The 14800-nt window shown below is 74.8% G+C and carries 15 protein-coding genes; 1 reads left to right on the forward strand and 14 read right to left on the reverse strand.

Annotated elements, in window-relative coordinates; genetic code table 11:
• Positions 1-3 precede the first annotated feature (3 nt).
• The 14 genes from pyrR to AC0VX0_RS06050 form a co-directional block, all read right to left on the reverse strand.
• On the reverse strand, positions 4-612 hold the full coding sequence (gene pyrR, locus AC0VX0_RS05985) for a bifunctional pyr operon transcriptional regulator/uracil phosphoribosyltransferase PyrR (protein ID WP_087114165.1): 609 nt from the start codon (positions 610-612) through the stop codon (positions 4-6).
• A gap of 169 nt (positions 613-781) precedes the next feature.
• Entirely contained in the window at positions 782-1234 is a 453-nt protein-coding gene (gene nusB, locus AC0VX0_RS05990; protein WP_136939977.1) for a transcription antitermination factor NusB, read from the reverse strand.
• Positions 1227-1790 (reverse strand): elongation factor P, encoded by a 564-nt coding sequence (gene efp, locus AC0VX0_RS05995; protein ID WP_002857030.1) that lies wholly within the window; start codon positions 1788-1790, stop codon positions 1227-1229. The genes nusB and efp overlap by 8 nt, the downstream gene beginning before the upstream one ends.
• A 118-nt stretch (positions 1791-1908) precedes the next feature.
• The gene (aroB, locus tag AC0VX0_RS06000) at positions 1909-3078 is read right to left on the reverse strand and encodes a 3-dehydroquinate synthase (protein WP_036313703.1); all 1170 of its coding nucleotides are present in this window, start codon (positions 3076-3078) and stop codon (positions 1909-1911) included.
• The gene (locus tag AC0VX0_RS06005; RefSeq protein ID WP_235187725.1) at positions 3075-3686 is read right to left on the reverse strand and encodes a shikimate kinase; all 612 of its coding nucleotides are present in this window, start codon (positions 3684-3686) and stop codon (positions 3075-3077) included. The genes aroB and AC0VX0_RS06005 overlap by 4 nt, the downstream gene beginning before the upstream one ends.
• Positions 3687-3775: 89 nt before the next feature.
• The gene (aroC, locus tag AC0VX0_RS06010) at positions 3776-5011 is read right to left on the reverse strand and encodes a chorismate synthase (protein WP_036313697.1); all 1236 of its coding nucleotides are present in this window, start codon (positions 5009-5011) and stop codon (positions 3776-3778) included.
• Positions 5012-5090: 79 nt separating this feature from the next.
• On the reverse strand, positions 5091-6014 hold the full coding sequence (locus AC0VX0_RS06015; protein WP_036313793.1) for a shikimate dehydrogenase family protein: 924 nt from the start codon (positions 6012-6014) through the stop codon (positions 5091-5093).
• On the reverse strand, positions 6014-7282 hold the full coding sequence (locus tag AC0VX0_RS06020) for an endolytic transglycosylase MltG (RefSeq protein ID WP_136939976.1): 1269 nt from the start codon (positions 7280-7282) through the stop codon (positions 6014-6016). The genes AC0VX0_RS06015 and AC0VX0_RS06020 overlap by 1 nt, the downstream gene beginning before the upstream one ends.
• Positions 7279-7800 carry a Holliday junction resolvase RuvX gene (gene ruvX, locus AC0VX0_RS06025; RefSeq protein WP_051995205.1) on the reverse strand — a complete coding sequence of 174 codons (522 nt, stop codon included), beginning with the start codon at positions 7798-7800 and terminating at the stop codon, positions 7279-7281. Before ruvX ends, AC0VX0_RS06020 begins: the two co-directional genes overlap by 4 nt.
• A gap of 7 nt (positions 7801-7807) precedes the next feature.
• The gene (gene alaS, locus AC0VX0_RS06030; RefSeq protein ID WP_377635854.1) at positions 7808-10519 is read right to left on the reverse strand and encodes an alanine--tRNA ligase; all 2712 of its coding nucleotides are present in this window, start codon (positions 10517-10519) and stop codon (positions 7808-7810) included.
• A complete protein-coding gene (locus tag AC0VX0_RS06035) occupies positions 10516-10905 on the reverse strand; it encodes a hypothetical protein (RefSeq protein WP_020621562.1) in 390 nt (129 codons plus the stop codon). The genes alaS and AC0VX0_RS06035 overlap by 4 nt, the downstream gene beginning before the upstream one ends.
• Positions 10906-11076: 171 nt before the next feature.
• Complete coding sequence (gene rpsD, locus AC0VX0_RS06040) at positions 11077-11703, reverse strand: 30S ribosomal protein S4 (protein ID WP_020621561.1); 627 nt, start codon at positions 11701-11703, stop codon at positions 11077-11079.
• 282 nt (positions 11704-11985) lie between these two features.
• Entirely contained in the window at positions 11986-12549 is a 564-nt protein-coding gene (locus AC0VX0_RS06045; protein WP_020621560.1) for a general stress protein, read from the reverse strand.
• Positions 12550-12720: 171 nt separating this feature from the next.
• Entirely contained in the window at positions 12721-14118 is a 1398-nt protein-coding gene (locus tag AC0VX0_RS06050) for a replication-associated recombination protein A (RefSeq protein ID WP_044659815.1), read from the reverse strand.
• 52 nt (positions 14119-14170) lie between these two features.
• Between AC0VX0_RS06050 and AC0VX0_RS06055 the strand changes: the two genes are divergently transcribed.
• Positions 14171-14761 (forward strand): DUF1697 domain-containing protein, encoded by a 591-nt coding sequence (locus AC0VX0_RS06055; protein ID WP_044659816.1) that lies wholly within the window; start codon positions 14171-14173, stop codon positions 14759-14761.
• The last annotated feature ends 39 nt before the right edge of the window (positions 14762-14800 follow it).

The raw sequence follows: 14800 nt of genomic DNA on the forward strand, positions 1-14800 counted from the left end.
GGCTCAGCCCTCCCGGGTCGCGACGCGGTCGACGATGCTCACGGCGTCCTCGGTGACCTCGCCGGTGCCCTCGGGGCCGTCGACCTCCATGAGCCGGACCTGAACGCGCTCGGCGGTGGAGGTCGGCAGGTTCTTGCCCACGAAGTCGGCCCGGACGGGCAGCTCGCGGTGCCCGCGGTCCACGAGGACGGCCAGGCGCACGGCGGCGGGGCGGCCCAGGTCGGCGATCGCGTCGAGGGCGGCCCGGACGGTGCGGCCGGAGAAGAGGACGTCGTCCACAAGCACGACGACGGCGCCGTCGAGGGGGACCTCGGGCAGGCGGGTGGGCATCGGGGTGCGGGCCGTGCCGCGGCGGAGGTCGTCGCGGTAGAGCGTCACGTCCACCTCGCCGACGGCGGCGGTGGGGTCGAAGGCCGGCTCGATGCGGGCCAGCAGGGCGCCGAGCCGCCGGGCCAGGGGCGCCCCGCGGCGCGGGATCCCCATCAGGACGAGACCCTCGGCACCCTTGTTGGACTCGAGGATCTCGTGGGCGATCCGGGTCAGCGCCCGGTCGATCTCGGACGCGGACAGCACGGTCCGGGCAGCACGAGGTGCGGCGGGATCAGTTCCCATGCCGGCGCCTCCTTCCCCGCCTCACAGGACGGCTCTTAAAGGATGCGTGGTTCGTCCCCGGGCGCCGGTGGGCCCCCGTGCGGGACGTCGCCTACTCTACCAGCGAGGCCCGCCCCACGGCGCGGATGACGCGGTGCGGGACGGGCCTCGTGACGGAGCTCTCGGCGGCTCAGGCGAGCAGTGTCGACTTGACCTGCTGCAGGCGGCCGAGCAGACCGTTGACGAACTCGGGCGAGTCGTCCGTGGACAGCTGGGCGGCCAGGGCGACGGCCTCGGAGATGGCGACGGCGTCCGGCACGTCGTCCTGGAACAGCAGCTCCCAGGCCCCCACGCGCAGGATCGCCCGGTCGACGGCGGGCATGCGGTCCAGGGACCAGCCGCGGGAGTAGGAGCTCAGGGCCTCGTCGAGCCGCTCCTGGTCCGCGATGACGCCTTCCACGAGCCGCTGGGTGTAGGCGTTCACCTGCAGGTCGGTGCTCTCGCGTCGGGTGCGGATGCCCTCCAGCGCGGTGGAGCCGCGCTGCTCGGCCTCGAACAGGATCTCCACCGCACGCTGCCGGGAGCGGCTGCGCGCCGTGGTCCCCCGCTTGGCAGCGGAGCCGGCGGAGGCCCGCTCAGTCATTGACGCGGCCGAGGTAGTCGCCGGTGCGGGTGTCGACCTTGACGCGGGTGCCCTGCTCCACGAAGAGCGGCACCTGGATCTCGGCGCCGGTCTCCACGGTGGCGGGCTTGGTGCCGGCGGACGAGCGGTCCCCCTGCAGGCCCGGCTCGGTGTAGGTGATCTCCAGGACCACGGACGCCGGCATCTCGAGGTACAGCGGCGTGCCCTCGTGCAGGGCGATGACGACCTGGGTGTTCTCGAGCATGTACTTCGCGGCGTCGCCGACCACGGCCCCGGGCACGGTGATCTGGTCGTAGTCCTTGACGTCCATGAACACGTAGTCCGCGCCGTCCTGGTAGAGGTACTGGTAGTCGGAGCGGTCGACGGTGGCGAACTCGACCTTGGCGCCGGCGTTGAAGGTCTTGTCCACGACCTTGCCCGTGGTGATGTTCTTCATCTTGGTGCGGACGAACGCGCCGCCCTTGCCCGGCTTGACGTGCTGGAACTCGGTGACGTTCCAGAGCTGGCCCTCCAGCTTCAGGACGGCGCCGTTCTTGATGTCGTTGCTCGTTGCCACGTGTGTGCTCCCGATCGGTCTCGCGGACCGTCACGGGTCCGCCTGGAGTGGGTGGGGTCTTGGATGTGCGCGGGCCAGTCTACGGGAGGCCCCGCGCGGGGCCGGGGTCAGCGGCGGCTCACTCCGCGATCTCCTGGTACGCCGCGAAGAGCAGGGACGCGTCCGGGATGTCCACGGTGGTGGGCTGCGCGAGCCCGTCCAGCAGGACGAAGCGCAGCTGGTCGCCGCGGTTCTTCTTGTCCCGGCGGATGCCCTCGAGCAGGGTCTGCCACCGGTCCCCGCGGTAGGAGACGGGCAGGCCCAGGGCCGTCAGCACCGACCAGTGCCGGTCCGCGGTGGCGTCGTCGAGCCGGCCGAGGGAGCGGGCCAGCTCGGCAGCGAAGACCAGCCCCACGGACACCGCGGCGCCGTGGCGCCACTGGTAGCGCTCGGCGAGCTCGATCGCGTGGCCCATCGTGTGGCCGTAGTTCAGCGCCTCGCGGGCCCCCGACTCGCGGGGGTCGCGGGAGACGACGTCCGCCTTCACCCGGATCGAGCGCTCGATCAGCTCGCGCAGCCGCGCGGAGTGCGGGTTCTGGGCCTGGGCCGGGTCCTCCTCGATGAGGTCGAGGATCGCGGGGTCGGCGATGAAGCCGCACTTCACGACCTCGGCCAGGCCGGAGATCAGCTCGTTGGCCGGCAGGGTGAGCAGCGTGTCCAGGTCGGCCAGCACGCCGGCCGGATTGTGGAACGCCCCCACCAGGTTCTTGCCCTCGGCGGTGTTGATGCCGGTCTTGCCGCCCACCGCCGCGTCCACCATGCCCAGCAGGGTGGTGGGCATGTGCACGACGCGGATGCCGCGCAGCCACGTGGCCGCCACGAAGCCGGCCAGGTCGGACACGGCGCCGCCGCCCACGGAGACGATCGCGTCCGACCGGGTGAAGTCGTTCTGGCCGAGCACCTGCCAGCAGAACCCGGCCACCTGCAGGTGCTTGCCCTCCTCGGCGTCCGGGATCTCGGCGGTCAGTGCGGTCAGGCCCACGGCCTCGAGGTCGTTCTTGACGACGTCGCCGGTGGCCCGGAGGGCGCGCGGATGGATGACCAGCACGCGTCGGACGGTCGGGCCGAGCATGTCCGGCAGGCGCGCGAGCAGGCCCCGGCCCACCACCACGTCGTAGCCGCCGTGCACGGCCGCCTCGTGGCCGCCGGCCACGGGGATGACCGTCACGTCCTCGGGTGCGGCCGGAGCGGCCGCGGGCGCCGCCCCCGGGGTCTCCTGCTCGGTGATGTCCGGCTCACGGTCGGTCATGGGTGTGACTCACTCCTTCGGGGGCGGTGGGCGTCCCCCACGATACGCCAGGCCGCCTCGGCGGCCGTCAGGCCTGTGGTGTCGAGCACGAGGTCGGCGACCTCGCGGTACAGCCCCTCGCGTTCGGCGAGGATGCGCCGCCAGGTCCCGGCGGGGTCTCCGGCCAGGACGGGGCGGCCCGCGCCGCCGCCCACGCGGCGCAGCGCCTCCTCCTCTCCGACCGCGAGGTAGACGACGTCGGAGTCCGGCCCGGCCAGCGCGCGGCGGGTGCCCGGATGCAGGACGGCGCCGCCGCCGCACGAGAGGACGCACGGGGCGGGTCGGCCGAGCACATGGCCGATGACGCGCGCCTCCTCCGCCCGGAACGCGGCCTCGCCGTGCTCGGCGAAGAACTCCGGGATCGGGCCGTGCACCTGGATGAACAGCTCGTCGGAGTCCACGAAGGGCAGCCCGGTCACGGCGGCCAGGGCCCGGCCGACCGTCGTCTTCCCGGCCCCCATCGGGCCGACGAGGACGACCCGGCGGGCCGGGCGCGCGGCCGGGTCCTCGTCGGCCGCGGCGGCCACCGTGGCCGCGGCCGTCAGGCGCGCCTCGAGGGCACCGGTCATGCCCTCCCACGGGCACACAGTGACGGGCCCGGGGACGGGACGCGTGCTCGGGTCCGGTCCCGGGGCCGGCGCGGTCCCGGGGGTGTCGGTCACGGCAGGGGGTCGCCCATCGGGCCGTCCGCCACGACGTCGGCGCCCGGCTCCGGCAAGGCGGGGACCGCGGCCTGGAACGCCTCGAGGTTGCGGCGCGTCTCGGCCACGGAGTCGCCGCCGAACTTCTCGAGCATCGCGTCGGCCAGGACGAGGGCGACCATGGCCTCGGCGACGATGCCCGCGGCGGGCACGGCCGCCACGTCGGAGCGCTGATGGTGGGCCGTGGTCTCCGCGCCCGTGGCGACGTCGACCGTGGGCAGTGCGCGCGGCACCGTGGCGATCGGCTTCATCGCGGCGCTCACGCGCAGCAGCTCGCCCGTCGACATGCCGGCCTCGATGCCGCCGGCCCGGTCGCTCGTGCGCCGGGGGCGGCCGTCCGCGCCGCGGGCGATCCCGTCGTGGGCGGCGGAGCCGCGTCGGGCGGCCGTGGCGAACCCGTCGCCGACCTGCACGCCCTTGATCGCCTGGATGCCCATGAGCGCCCCCGCCAGCCGCGCGTCGAGGCGGCGGTCCCAGTGCACGTGGGAGCCCAGGCCGATCGGCACGCCGTACGCCAGCACCTCCACGACGCCGCCGAGGGTCTCCCCGGCGCGGTGGGCGTCGTCGACCTCGGCGACCATCGCCGCGGAGGTCTGCGGGTCGAGGCAGCGGACCGGGTCGGCGTCGAGGCGGGCCTCGTCCTCGGGGACGGGGAACGGGTGGCCCTCCGGCAGGGCGGCCTCCCCGAAGGCCACGGTGTGGGAGACGATCCGCACGCCGAGCTCGCCGAGGAAGGCGCGGGCGACGGTGCCCAGGGCCACACGGGCGGCGGTCTCACGGGCCGAGGCGCGCTCGAGGAGGGGGCGGGCCTCGTCGAAGCCGTACTTCTGCATGCCGGTCAGGTCGGCGTGGCCGGGCCGTGGGCGGGTGAGCGCCGCGTTGCGGGCCAGACCGTCGAGCTCCTCCGCGGGGACGGGATCGGCGGCCATCACCTTCTCCCACTTGGGCCATTCCGTGTTGCCCACCTGGATCGCCACGGGCGAGCCGAGGGTGCGGCCGTGGCGGACGCCGCCGAGGATCGTCACCGCGTCCTGCTCGAACTTCATGCGCGCGCCGCGCCCGTACCCCAGGCGGCGGCGCGCGAGCGCGTCCTGCACGTCCTGCGTCGTGACCGGGATCCCGGCCGGCAGTCCCTCAACGATTCCTGTGAGCGCGGGGCCGTGAGACTCCCCCGCTGTCAACCAGCGCACCATGGCGTGCAGTCTCTCACGCACGGGGCACCGCGCCGCCACGTGTGACCGGACGGGACGCGCCGGGTGCGGCGTCCGGCACTCAGCCGGCGGCCGGCCCCAGGGCGTCCGCCGCGGCGCGCGTCACCGCCGCCCAGTCCGGCTCGGGCATCCCGGCCGCGGCGCGGGGCCGGGCCGTGAACAGCCGGACCTGCTGGATGCCCTGGTGCAGCAGCATGGACAGCCCGGACGCCACCGGACCGACCTCCCGGGACCAGGCGGACGCCAGCACGGAAGGCCACGGGTCGTAGGCCGCGTCCAGCAGGGGCGGCAGGGCGGCGTCGGCCGGCACGTGTGCGGCCAGGGCGTCCGCGGCGCGCGGCGGCAGGGTGGCGACGACGGCACGCAGCCCCGGCGCCCGCCGGAGCAGATCCGCCTGGGTCAGGGTCGCCCAGCGCAGCCCGAGCGCGTCGGCCAGGGCCGTCACCTCGGCGGCGCGGGCGGCGTCGCGGACGCCGAAGAGCACCGCGTCCGCGCCGAGCGTGGCGGCGGCGAGGACGGCCGCCGTCGCGGTCCCCCCGTTCCCGAGGACGCCGAGGGTCCCGCCCCGGGCGGCACGGTCGAGGCCGGCCGCGGCGAGGGCGCCGAGGATGCCGTCCACGTCCGTGTTCTCGGCGTGGACGACCCCGGGCGCGGAGGGGTGGTCGCGCACGAGGGTGTTCGCGCTGCCCAGGAGCCGGACACGGTCGCTGACGTGCCCGGCGGCGGCGACGACCGCCCGCTTCAGCGGCATGGTGACGGAGCAGCCGAGCCAGTCCTGCCCGCGGGCCGCGGCCGCGCCGCCGTCGGCCGCGCCCGGGGCGCCGAGGTGCTCGGCCGCGAAGGCGAGCACCTCGTCCTCGCCCAGGTCACGGCGGCCGTAGTCGACGTCGAGGCCCAGGACCCGGTAGGCGGCCGTGTGCAGCACCGGGGAGAGCGAGTGGGCGATCGGCCGGCCCAGGACCGCCGCGCGCAGCACGGGGCGCATCAGCACACCCCCGGATTGGAGGCGCAGTAGCGCTGCAGGGTGCGCACGTGCTGCTGGTGCTCCTCATAGGTGCGGGAGAACTCGGTGTGGCCGGTGCCGATGTCCGTGGTCACCCAGTAGTAGGCGTCCGTCTCGGCCGGGTCGAGGGCGGCCTCGACGGCCGCGTCGGAGGGCATGCCGATCGGACCCGGTGGCAGGCCCGGGTGCACGTACGTGTTGTAGGGGTTCGAGGCGTCCTGGCGCTGGCCCGAGGTGAAGCTGAGGCTGCGCACGCCGAGGCCGTACGTGACGGTGGCGTCGATCTGCAGGAGGCCGTGCGTCTCGGTGTTGTCCGGGGCGAGGCGGTTCTCGATGGCGCCGGCGACCTGCCGGTAGTCCTGGGGCAGGGCCTCCGCCTCGAGGATGGAGGCGATCGTGAGCACGCGCTGCTGGTCGGCCGGGTCGCGGATGTCGAGGGCGTCGAGCTCGGCGAGGGTGGGCCGGATCAGGGCGTCGAGCACCTGCTCGGCGGTGGCGTCGACGGGGAGGCGGTACTCCCCCGCGTCGAGCCAGCCCTCGAGCGTGCCCGCCTCCCCGGGGACGCCGTAGCGGGTCGGGTCCTGGGCGGCGGCCTCGAGCTCCTCGCGGGGCAGCCCCGTGGCCTCGGCGACGGCGTCCAGCACCTCGGTGAGCCGCCGGCCGCGCTCCACGAGCACGTAGTGCACGGCCCCGTCCGTGGCGCCCTGGAGCACCGCGAGGGCCTCGGCCGCGGGCATCCGCTCGCGCAGCACGAAGTCCCCCGACCGCACGAGACCGCTGTCCGTGTCCCGGGCAGCGCGCTCGAACGCACGGGCGGAGGCCACGATGCCGGCCCGGTCCAGGCGGGCCGCCACGGAGCCCAGGTCCTCGCCCGGCCCCACCGAGAACGTCACCTCGTCACCCTCGACGGCCGTGTGGTCGGGGCCGCTCAGGAAGCCGCGCACGATCAGCCCGACCACGACGGCGAACGCCACGAGCACCGTGCCCAGCACCAGCGCGGTCCGCCGCCGGTCGGCGCCGCGGTCGACCCGCGGGGCCGGGTGAGACCCGGAGCCCCGGCGACGCAGGAACCTGCGAGGCCGGCGTGGGCCGGCCGCGTCGACCGGCTGGGACGGGGCGCCGAGATCGGCCTCGTCCGCCTCGCCGTGGGCGAAGCCGAACACGTCGAGGTCGTCGTGGACGTCGGCCTCGTCGCCGAGCAGATCGTCCCACTGGTCCTCACGCCGAGCGTGCTGGCGGTCGCCGGTCACCGGATCCGCTCCCGGTCCTGGCCGGCCCAGCGTCCGGTGCGGCGCTGCTCGTCCACGGCGGCCTGCAGGATCGCGACGGCGGCCGCCTGGTCGATCACGCCGCGGCTGTCCTTGACGGACCGGCCCGCGGCCCGCAGTCCGGCCTGCGCGGAGACCGTGCTGAGCCGCTCGTCGACGAGCCGGACCGGCACAGGCTGGCCCGCCTCGACCAGGGCGGCGGCGACGGCGTCCGCGTAGTCGAGGGCGTCCTGCGTGGACGGCGTGTGCTCGCCCCGCAGATTCACCGGCAGACCGACGTACACGGCGACGACGTCGAGCTCGCGTGCGTGGGCGACGAGCTCGTCCACGTCACGACGTCGACGCGCATCCCGCCGCAGGGTGGCCACGGGGGTGGCGATCAGGCCGTCGGGGTCGGCCGACGCGACGCCCACGCGGGCACGGCCGACGTCGACGCCGAGGGTGCGCCCCCGGCGCACGGCGTCGCTCGCCACGGCGGCCCCGTCCTGACCTGCGCTCACGTCCGCCTCAGGCCGCGCGCACCGCGGCGACGACGGCCTCGAGCGCGTCCTCGACGCGCGTGACGTCCTGGCCGCCGCCCTGGGCGACGTCGTCCTTGCCTCCGCCCCCGCCGCCGAGCACGCCGGTGGCGGTCTTGACCATGGCGCCCGCCTTGAGGCCGGCCGCGCGGGCGGCCTCGTTGGTCGCCACGACCACGAGGGGCCGGCCCTTGGCCTCGGCCGTGAGGGCCACGAGCACAGGCGTGCCCGCCGCGTTGCCGCCGGCCGACTCGATCCGGGCGCGCAGGTCCAGCACGAGGGAACGCAGCTGGTCCCCGGCCACGTCGCCGACGTGGTGCGCCAGCACCCGCACCGACGTCCCGGCGGACGTCGTGACGTCCTGGGCCTGCCCGGCGAGCTGGCCGGCCTGGGCCTGCAGCGCCTGGGCCCGCAGCTCCGCGACCTGCTTCTCGGCCGCCTTGAGCCGGTCCAGGGTGGCGCCGATGCGGTCCTTGAGCTCCTCGGCCGGGGCCTTGAACATCTCCGAGAGCTCGGAGACGAGGGTGCGCTCCGCGGCGAGGTGGCGGAACGAGTCCAGGCCGACGAGCGCCTCGACGCGGCGGTTGCCCGAGCCCACGGACTGCTCGCCGAGCAGGGTCAGCGAGCCGATCTGCGCGGTGCGGCCCACGTGGGTGCCGCCGCACAGCTCGCGGGACCAGGCACCGTCGATCTCCACGACGCGCACCCGGTCGCCGTACTTCTCGCCGAACAGGCTCATCGCACCAAGTGCGCGCGCCTCCTCGAGGCTCATCTCCTGGGTGAGCACGGCGTGGTCGTCGCGGATGGCGATGTTCACCACGTCCTCGACCTCGGAGCGGGCCCCGGCCGAGAGCGCCTCGGCCCAGCGGAAGTCGAAGCGCAGGTAGCCCTCCTTGTTGAAGGAGCCGGACTGCGTGGCCTCGGGGCCGAGGACCTGGTGCAGCGCGGCGTGCACCAGGTGGGTGCCGGAGTGGGCCTTCTCGCCGTCGAGGCGGCGCTGCAGGTCGATCGCGCCGAGGGCCTGCGCGCCGGCGGCGACCTCCCCGTCGAGGACCTTGACCCTGTGCACGGACAGCCCCTTCACGGGGGCCTGCACGTCGAGCACCTCGAGGCGGAAGCCGTCGCCGGTGATCAGGCCGGTGTCCGCGGCCTGGCCGCCGGACTCCGCGTAGAACGGCGTGGCGTCCAGGACGAGCTCGAGCTCCGTGCCGGCGCCGGCGGACGCGACCTCCTCGCCGTTCTGCAGCAGGCCGCGCACCACGGACTCGGTGGTGTGCTCGGTGTAGCCGGTGAAGTGGGTCTGGCCCTCGGCGCGCAGGCGCTGGTACACGGCGGTGTCCGTGTGGCCGGCCTTCTTGGCCTTGGCGTCCGCGCGGGCGCGGTCGCGCTGCTCGGCCATGAGGGCGCGGAACCCGGCCTCGTCCACGGCGACGCCGGCCTCCTCCGCGATCTCCAGCGTCAGCTCGATCGGGAAGCCGTAGGTGTCGTGCAGCTCGAACGCGTCCGGGCCCGCGATGCCGCCGCCCGCCGAGCGGGCCTGGCCCACCGCGGCGTCGAGGCGGGCCGTGCCCGCGGCGATGGTCCGCAGGAACGCCTTCTCCTCGGCGTAGGCGATCCGGGAGATGCGCTCGAACTCGTCCGCGACCACCGGGTAGGTGCCCTTCATCGCGTCCCGGGAGACCGGCAGCAGCTCAGGGAAAACGGGCTCGGTGACGCCCATCAGGCGCAGGGCGCGGACGACGCGGCGGATGAGGCGGCGCAGCACGTAGCCGCGGCCCTCGTTGCCGGGGCGCACGCCGTCGCTGATCAGCATCAGGGCCGAGCGCACGTGGTCGGCCACCATGCGCAGGCGGACGTCGTCGTCGTAGTGCGGGTCGGCCGGGTCCTCGGTGGAGGTGTAGGAGCGGCCGGCCAGCTGCGCGGCGCGGTCGAGCACGGGGCGGACCTGGTCCGTCTCGTACATGTTCTCCACACCCTGGAGGATCATGGCGAGCCGCTCGAGGCCGAGACCGGTGTCGATGTTCTTGTGCTCGAGCTCGCCGGCGATGTCGAAGTCGTCCTTCGAGCGCACCGCGGAGAGGCGGTACTGCATGAACACGAGGTTCCAGATCTCGATGTAGCGGGTGTCGTCCGCGGCCGGGCCGCCGTCGACGCCGTACGCGGGGCCGCGGTCGTAGAAGATCTCCGAGCAGGGGCCGCCCGGGCCGGGCTGGCCGGTGTTCCAGTAGTTGTCGTCCTTGCCCATGCGCTGGATGCGCTCGGGACGGACGCCCACGTCCTCGCGCCAGATGCGCTCGGCCTCGTCGTCCTCGCGGTACACGGTGACCCAGAGGCGCTCGGGGTCCAGGCCGAAGCCGCCGTCCTCGACCGAGGACGTCAGCAGCTCCCAGGCCATCGGGATGGCCGTCTCCTTGAAGTAGTCGCCGAAGGAGAAGTTGCCGCACATCTGGAAGAAGGTGCCGTGGCGGACGGTCTTGCCGACCTCCTCGATGTCCGCGGTGCGGATGCACTTCTGCACCGAGACGACGCGCGGGCTCGGCGGGGTCTGCTCCCCCAGGAAGTACGGGATGAACGGGACCATGCCGGCCACCGTGAACAGCAGCGACGGATCCGGCGAGACGAGCGACGCCGACGGCACCACGCGGTGCCCCCTGGACTCAAAGAAGGCGGTCCAGCGGCGGGCGATCTCCTGGGACTTCATGCGGGGGTGTCCTTCTGCGTGGTGGTGGTCTGGGGGCGGGCGGCGCCGTGCGACGGCGGCTCCACGGTCTCCCCGGAGATGATCGGCCCCGTGTGGGGCAGGTAGGGCGCGGCCCAGGGGGCCTCGGCGCGGACGCGCTCGGCCAGGCGCCGGGCACCGTCCTGCAGGGCGGCCGCCGCGGCGTCGGCGGCGGCCTCACCGGCCTGGCGGGCCAGACGCTCCGGGTCCAGGCGGGCGGAGAACCCCGCGCGCCCCCCCGCGGAGCCAGGGTCAGACGTCGGCGCGTCGGTCGCGTCGGTGGCCGGGTGGGCACGGTCGCCGAGGGCGCGGTGTGCGAACCAGCCGGATGCGGCGCCGGCGCCGACGAGCAGCAGCGAGCGGAGCATGGCGGGGGCCTCCTTCGGACGGCAGGGATTCCGGCCCCACCTTACCGGGCGCGGCGCCGATCCCCGGCGGCGGGCCCGGGGGACGCCGCAGGCCCGGTCACCTCCGAGAGGTGACCGGGCCTGCGGGACGCGCGGGGCGCCGTCGTCCGGGACGGACCCGGCCGCGGCGGATCAGCGCGCGTAGTACTCGACCACGAGCTGCTCCTCGCAGGTCACGGGGACCTCGGAGCGCTTCGGGCGACGGGTGAGGGTGGCGCGCAGCTTGTCGATCTCCACGGTCAGGTAGCCCGGGGTGGCGGGCAGGACCTGCTGGTGGGCGCCGGCGGCGGCCAGCTGGAAGGGGACCATCTTCTCCGAGCGCTCGTGCACGTGGATCATCTGGCCCTCCTTCACGCGGAACGAGGGGACGTCCACGCGCTTGCCGTCCACCAGGATGTGGCGGTGCACGACGAGCTGACGGGCCTGCTGGATGGTGCGGGCGAAGCCGGCACGCAGCACGAGGGCGTCGAGGCGCTGCTCGAGGAGCTCGACCAGGTTCTCACCGGTCAGGCCGGCGGTGCGCTTGGCCTCCTCGAAGTAGCGGCGCATCTGGGCCTCGCGGATGTTGTACTGGGCGCGCAGACGCTGCTTCTCCTTGAGGCGCACCGCGTAGTCCGAGTCCTGCTTGCGGCGGGCACGGCCGTGCTGGCCGGGGCCGTACGGACGACGCTCCATGTACTTCTCGGCCTTGGGGGTCAGCGCGATGCCCAGGGCGCGGGAGTGCCGCACGGTGCGGCGGGTGCGAAGGTTGCCACTCATGGTGGACCTGCCTTTCCTTGACGTGCGGCACGGTTCGGGTTTGTCTCGAGGTCTCGTCCGCGCGCCGGGGCACACGGGTCAAGGGGACTCGAACCTGGCCTCCCCGCGATCCTGAGGAGAGCTGAGGGGCGTGCCGCCGCCCGTCATCCACTGATGCGCTGCGCGTCCCTCGACCGGGCACGCGGGTGTCCCGTGGACCGTTCGAGGGGGATGCGTCCGGGGCGCAGCGCCTGCCAGACCGGTCCACCTTACCAGAGCGACGACGACGGGGCGGGCCGGGGCTCAGGCGCGCGGCGTGGCCGCGGTGCCGGGGTCCGCGCCGAGGAGCTGACCGGCCTGGTCCAGGTGGGAGGCCTCGACCAGCACGTCGTACGACTCGGCCTCCATGGTCTGCAGGGACGTGAAGTCGCGCCTGCCGCCGGTGGCCGCGTGGCCGATCGCCCCGAAGACGGCCCCCCACAGGGCGCCCAGGCCCAGGGAGATCAGCAGGATCCAGAGGAACCCGAAGCCGGGGGCGAAGATCGAGAAGAGCAGGCCGAGCAGGAGGCCGAACCACAGGCCCTGCAGCCCGCCGCGGACGGCGGCCTTGCCGGTGGTCATCCGGCCCAGGACCTGCTCCACGGAGCGCAGCCCGGTGCCCACGATGCGCACGCGCTCCACGGGGAACCCGGCGTCGGAGAGCTGGTCCACGAGGGCCTGGGCCTCGGCGTAGGCCGGGACGGAGCGCAGGATGCGGTAGTCGGCCTGCGGGAGGGCGGGGCCGCCGGCGCCGGGGCGGCCGTACGGGGCCGGCTGCTGCGCGGCGGTGTGCTGGGGGGTGGACTGCTGCGGAGTGGACTGGGTCATGGGGGCGGCTCCTTCTGTTCCTTCTGTGCGTCGGTGGTGCATGGGGGCGCGAGCGGGCGAGGAGTCGGCGGGCCGACGTCGACCGCCCCGCTCATCCCTGGACAACCGGTGATCCGGGGTCTTTATTCCGCGCGGCCGCCCGAGGCGTCCGCCCTCGGGCCCGGCGCGCGCTCAGTCGCCGCGGATGATCCGGCGCAGCGCGGCCACCTGCTCGGTGAGCCGCTTCTCGTGTCCGATGGGCTTGGGCCGGTAATAGTCCCTCCCGACCAGGGGGTCCGGCGCGTACTGCTGACGGGCGACGGCGTGCGGCTCGTCGTGGCTGTAGACGTAGCCCTGGCCGTGGCCGAGGGCCGCCGCGCCGGGGTAGTGCGCGTCCCGCAGGTGCGCCGGCACCGCGCCCGTGTGGCCGGCCCGCACGTCCGCGATCGCCTCGTTCACGGCGGTGTAGCTCGCGTTGGACTTCGGCGCGGTGGCCAGATGCGTCACGGCCTGCGCCAGGATGATGCGTCCCTCCGGCATGCCGATCAGCTGCACGGCCTGGGCGGCGGCCACGGCGGTCTGCAGCGCGGTCGGGTCGGCCATGCCCACGTCCTCGGACGCGGAGATGATCAGCCGCCGGGCGATGAACCGGGGGTCCTCCCCCGCCTCCAGCATCCGGGCGAGGTAGTGCATCGACGCGTCCACGTCCGAGCCGCGGATGGACTTGATGAAGGCACTGATCACGTCGTAGTGCTGGTCGCCGTCCTTGTCGTAGCGCTGGACGTGGTGGTCCATCGCCTGCGCGGCGTCCTCGTCCGTGACCGCGACGGCGCCCTCCCCCGCCCGGCCGGCCTCGCGCGCCTTGTCCAGGGCGACGCCGGCCGCGGCCTCCAGCACCGTGAGCGCCCGCCTCGCGTCGCCGCCGGCCATCCGCACCAGGTAGTCCCGCGCGTCGTCCTGGAGCACCACGGCGCCGTTGAGCCCGCGCTCCTGGGTCACGGCACGGTCCAGCAGCCCGACGATGTCGTCGTCCGTGAGGGGACGCAGCGTGAGCAGCAGCGACCGGGAGAGCAGGGGTGCGATCACGGAGAAGGACGGGTTCTCCGTGGTCGCGGCCACCAGCACGACCCAGCGGTTCTCGACGCCCGGCAGCAGCGCGTCCTGCTGCGCCTTGGAGAAGCGGTGGATCTCATCGAGGAACAGGACGGTGGTGCGCCCGTAGAGGTCCCGTTCGCGCTGGGCCTGCTCCATCACCTGCCGCACGTCCTTCACACCGGCCGTGATCGCGGACAGCTCCGTGAACGTGCGCCCGGGGGCGCGGGCGATCACGTGGGCCAGCGTCGTCTTGCCGATGCCCGGAGGCCCGTAGAGGATGACCGAGCTCGGTCCCGCGGCGGAGTCCGGATCGGGCTCGGCGAGCTTGCGCAGCGGGGAGCCCGGCCGCATGAGGTGCCGCTGGCCCAGCACGTCATCCAGCGTGCGCGGGCGCATGCGCACGGCCAGCGGTGCGCCGGGGTGCGGGGCGGCCACGGTGCCGGCCGGGCCGTCGTCGTCGGCCCCGTTGTGGGCGGCGCTGAAGAGGTCGTCCATCGGGTCCAGGGTAGTCCTCGGCCCGCGGGGGCGTGGGTGGCATCATGGCCGCATGAGCCCCGCCGCCCCGCGCACCGACCACACCCACGTCCTGCTGCTGCGCGGGATCAACGTGGGGCGGAGCAACCGTGTCGGCAAGGACACGCTGATCCGCTGGGCCCAGGCCGCCGGCGGGGAGGCGGTCACCACCCACCTGGCCAGCGGCAACGTCCTGTTCCGGGCGTCCTCCGACGCAGCCGCGGAGGGCGTGCGGCAGGGGTTCGCGCGACGGGCGCGTGAGGAGGGCGGCCTCGACGTCCCCGTGGTCCTCGTGGACGTGGGCACGCTCCGGCGCGCCCTGGAGCTGCACGACGCGCTCCCCTGGGCCGGCGGCGAGCCGAAACGCACGCAGCTCACCGTGCTCGAGGACGACCCCGCACCCGAGGCGGCCGCCGCCCTGGCCGCGCTCGACCACGGGGACGACCGACCCGCGGGGCCGGATCGCACGGCCCTGGAGGGACGGCTGCTGTGGATGCGCTGCGCCGCGGGGGTCGCCGACTCCCCGCTCACTCCGGCCCGCCTCGACCGGGCGCTCGGGGTGCGCGGCACGGCCCGGAACCTCACGACGGTGCGGGTGCTCGCGGGGCTGCCGAGCGAGGACTGACCTCGGCGGACGGCACGCGGGGCGTCCGGGGCGTCGACA

The organism is Micrococcus sp. iso_26 (assembly GCF_056172975.1).